Source organism: Streptomyces sp. NPDC000151, from assembly GCF_040301705.1.
Lineage (GTDB): Bacteria > Actinomycetota > Actinomycetes > Streptomycetales > Streptomycetaceae > Streptomyces.
The window spans coordinates 1-3,102 of the sequence record NZ_JBEPFC010000281.1 but is presented as its reverse complement, the minus strand read 5'-3'; the positions used below and the strand labels follow the sequence as shown (position 1 = coordinate 3,102).

Genomic DNA, 3,102 nt, shown 5'->3' with positions numbered 1-3,102 from the left:
CGGGCCGGGCTGGACCGCCCGGCCCGTGCGACGCCGGCCCGCAGCGCCTCCGCGATCCGGTCGGCCGCGCCCTCCCGGTCCAGCCCCTCGCGCAGCCCTGCCAGCAGCGGTACGCGGCCCTCCACCGGCCGCACGCCGAGCAGTACGGGCGCCCCCAGCGCGGCCAGTTCCTCGCGCAGCGCCTGGGCGAGGAGCGCCCAGCCGGCTGCCGTGGGCAGTCCGGACGGCAGCCGCATGACCACCGGGAGGAGGGCCGCCGTGCCGGGCCGGAAGCCCAGCAGCCGGGCCTGGCCCGGCGCTTCGGCCGCCGAGATCCGGCCCTCGGCGAGGTCGGCGAGGAAGTCGCCGCGGCCGCGCGCCGCCAGCCCCTCCTCCTGCCGGGACTGCAGCATGACGACGGCCAGCAGGTCGGCGGCGCGTTCGGCGGCGATGCGGTGGACGGGCGCGACGGCGGCGTTGACGGGCAGGAGGACGAGCCGGGCCCGTACGGCGTCGGGGCCGTGGCCGCCGCCGGGCACGTCCACCCGCAGCCCCTTCTCGCGCAGGCCCTCCCACGCCTGGAGCGGATCGGCGTCGGCGGCGGCGCCGTCGTCGGGGCCCGCGGCGTACAGCGGGCTGCCGTCGGGGGCCTCCAGGCACAGCGGGTTGCCCGTGAAGGCGGCGAGCAGACGCAGCACTTCGGGGGCGCCGCCGCCGCGCAGCAGGACGTCCGTACAGCGGCGCAGCACCTCGTCGGCGCGGCGCATCAGCGTGTAGTGGCTGTTGACGATCTCGGTGTGGATCTCCTCGGTGACCGAGACGTACGGCACCTCGCGGTGCAGCTGGATCAGCGGCAGGCCGGAGGCGCGGGCGCTGTCGATCAGGGCGGTGGGCAGCGACTCGAAGCGGGCACCCAGCTCCACGACGAGCGCGGCGATCCCGCGCTCGGCGAGCTTGCGGACGAAGGCGCGCTGCTCGGAGGGGCGGGCCCCGAGGCCCAGGCCCGTGGTCAGCAGCAGCTCGCCGCCCTTGAGCAGCGAGGCGATGTTCGGCACCTCGCCGGCGTGCACCCAGCGGACCGCGCGGTCCAGTCCGTCCTCGCCGGTGATCACTTCCGGCAGCCCGCGCCGCAGTGCGGGCAGCTCCAGCGCCCTGCGCACCGTGATCTCGGCTTCGATCATCGCTTCCGACCCCATGGCGTCGAACGCTACCCGCAGGAACGGCGGCCCGCCGCCACGGGAGCCTGGTCAGCGGGGAGACCGCCCCGTGTCCGCCGCGGTCCGCCACGGAATCCGTCGCGATCCGCCCCGACACCTCGTCGATCATCCGCAGGAAAACCGGCTCCGTTGTCGGTTGTGGCGCGCGTCACAGCGCGCCAGGCTGTGGGCTTCGCAGACCGAGTGCCCGGGGTACCGGCCGGAACAAGGGGTGGCATGTCCAGAACAGAAGTACCGGAGGCGGCGCACGGCGGCCAGGGACACGGCGTCGACCGGCTCAAGGCCGGCTCCGTCGGCCTGGTCGGCGTCGTCTTCATGGCGGTCGCGACCGCCGCGCCCATCACCGCGATGACCGGCAACCTCCCCATCGCGGTCGGCGCCGGCAACGGCATCGGCGCCCCGGCCGGCTACCTCTTCGCCACCGCCGTCCTGACCGTCTTCTCCGTCGGCTACGTCGCCATGGCCCGCCGCATCACCGCCGCCGGCGCCTTCTACGGCTTCATCTCGCACGGCCTGGGCCGGGTCGCCGGCATGGCCTCCGGGATGCTCGCCGTCCTCGCGTACATCGTCTTCGAGGCGTCGATCGTCGGCGTCTTCTCGTACTTCGCGAAGACCACCGTGGCCGACCAGCTCGGCGCCGACCTGCCCTGGCCGCTGTACGCGGGCGCGATGCTCGCGGTCACCGCCGTGCTCGCGCACTTCGACATCCACCTGACCGCCAAGGCGCTCGGCGTCATGCTCGTCGCCGAGATCGCCGTGCTCTTCGCCGTCTCGCTCGCCGTGCTGCTGGCCGGCGGCGGCCCGGACGGCATCCCCGCGGCCCCCGTCAACCCCGCCAACGCCTTCACCGGCACCTCCGCCGGGCTCGGCCTCTTCTTCGCCTTCTGGTCCTGGGTCGGCTTCGAGTCCACCGCGATGTACGGCGAGGAGTCCCGCGACCCCAAGCGCGTCATCCCGCGCGCCACGATCATCTCCGTCGTCGGCGTCGGCCTCTTCTACATCTTCGTGTCCTGGATGACGATCTCCGGGAACGGCCTGGCGGAGTCGGTACGGATCGCGTCCTCCGGCACCCCGCTGGACCTCTTCTTCGCGCCGACCCGCACCTTCCTCGGCGGCTGGGCCGTGGACGCCTTCCAATGGCTGCTGCTCACCGGCTCGTTCGCCTGCGGCATGGCCTTCCACCAGTGCGCAGCGCGCTATCTGTACGCCATCGGGCGCGAGGGGTTCCTCCACCGCGGCCTGGGCCGTACGCACCCCCGGCACGGCTCCCCGCACTTCGCCTCGTACGTGCAGACCGCGCTCGCCACGGCCCTCGTCGCCGCCTTCTGGCTGACCGGCCAGGACCCGTACATCCACCTCTACACGCTGCTCGCGATCCTCGGCACGATGGCGATCCTCATCGTGCAGACCCTGTGCTCCTTCGCCGTCATCGGCTACTTCCGGCGCCACCACCCCGAGGACCGGCACTGGTTCCGCACCCTGACCGCACCGCTGCTCGGCGGGATCGGCATGACCGCCGTGGTCATCCTGCTGCTGGTCAACATGCGGACCGCGGCCGGTGACGCGGCCGACTCGCTCTTCTTCCGGCTCATCCCCTGGATCGTCGGCCTCGTCTTCTTCGGAGGCCTCGGCCTGGCCCTGTACCTCAAGGCCAGGCGGCCCGAACGCTACGAGATCATCGGCCGCATCGTCCTGGAGGACGCGGCCGAGCGCGACCCCGCCCCGCCTTCCTCCTGAGGAGTGACCATGGCCCGTACGCACGCGATGCACGCCCTGCGCCGCCTCGCCGCCGAGCACGCGGCGGCCCGAAGACTCCGGATGCCCGCCGCCGACGTACGCGGCCTGGACCGGCGCGCACTCCTGGCACGCGCGGGCGCGCTGGGGCTCGGCGTCGCGCTCGCCGCCC

The 3,102-nt window shown here is 73.9% G+C and carries 2 protein-coding genes; one reads left to right on the top strand and one right to left on the bottom strand.

Annotated features, from left to right (window positions below):
• On the bottom strand, positions 1 to 1,175 hold a 1,175-nt coding region (locus ABT381_RS35465), incomplete at its 3' end, for a PucR family transcriptional regulator ligand-binding domain-containing protein (RefSeq protein WP_351602158.1).
• A 237-nt stretch (positions 1,176 to 1,412) separates the two neighbouring features.
• On the opposite strand from ABT381_RS35465, the gene ABT381_RS35460 reads away from it, so the two are divergent.
• Positions 1,413 to 2,933: an APC family permease gene (locus ABT381_RS35460; RefSeq protein ID WP_351602156.1), complete on the top strand. Its 1,521-nt coding sequence runs from the start codon at positions 1,413 to 1,415 to the stop codon at positions 2,931 to 2,933.
• Positions 2,934 to 3,102: the final 169 nt, after the last annotated feature.

Bases quoted from the DNA above. Each gene is read 5' to 3' on its own strand.
- ABT381_RS35460 (WP_351602156.1), top strand. From the start codon at position 1,413: ATGTCCAGAACAGAAGTACCGGAGGCGGCGCACGGCGGCCAGGGACAC.